Here is a 728-nt window from a genome sequence, read left to right as displayed (position 1 = left end):
GACGTCTTTGACGCCGAGCACGGGTCCGGAAACCGGTGGCACGCCGGTGACCATTGATGGGTCCGGTTTCACGGGGGTGACGGACGTAACTGTTGACGGAGTCTCGGTGCCGTTCGTGGTTGTCGATGATGCGACGGTTACGTTTACGGCTCCGGCGCACCTTCCGGGCGCCGTCCCCGTGGTGGTAACCGGTCCGGGCGGCTCATCTGCTCCGTTGGACTTCACGTTCACGGATGTGCCGGATCCAGTGATCACGGGTTTGGTGCCTGATCACGGGCCGGTCGCTGGTGGCACGAGCGTGGTTCTGACGGGTACGGGGTTCTTGGGTGCGACGGATGTGACCTTCGACGGCACGTCGGCGGCCGCGGTGACCGTTGACTCCGACACGCAGATCACGGTGACGACTCCGGCGCATGCCGCGGGTGCGACGAACGTGATCATTCTTTCGCCCAACGGCAACTCCGCTCCGGGTCTGTTTACGTTTGATCCGCTGCCGACTGCGACGTCTTTGACGCCGAGCACGGGTCCGGAAACCGGTGGCACGCCGGTGACCATTGATGGGTCCGGTTTCACGGGGGTGACGGACGTAACTGTTGACGGAGTCTCGGTGCCGTTCGTGGTTGTCGATGATGCGACGGTTACGTTTACGGCTCCGGCGCACCTTCCGGGCGCCGTCCCCGTGGTGGTAACCGGTCCGGGCGGCTCATCTGCTCCGTTGGACTTCACGT

1 protein-coding gene is annotated in these 728 nt (G+C 64.3%); it reads left to right on the top strand.

Annotated elements, in window-relative coordinates; translation table 11 throughout:
• Positions 1-728 (top strand): IPT/TIG domain-containing protein (locus JF66_RS20795; RefSeq protein ID WP_035880871.1); only part of this gene is annotated, 728 nt, incomplete at both ends.

This window comes from Cryobacterium sp. MLB-32, assembly GCF_000738085.1.
GTDB lineage: Bacteria > Actinomycetota > Actinomycetes > Actinomycetales > Microbacteriaceae > Cryobacterium.
The sequence above is the reverse complement of the archived record's forward strand: the minus strand, read 5'-3'. Positions and strand labels throughout refer to the sequence as shown.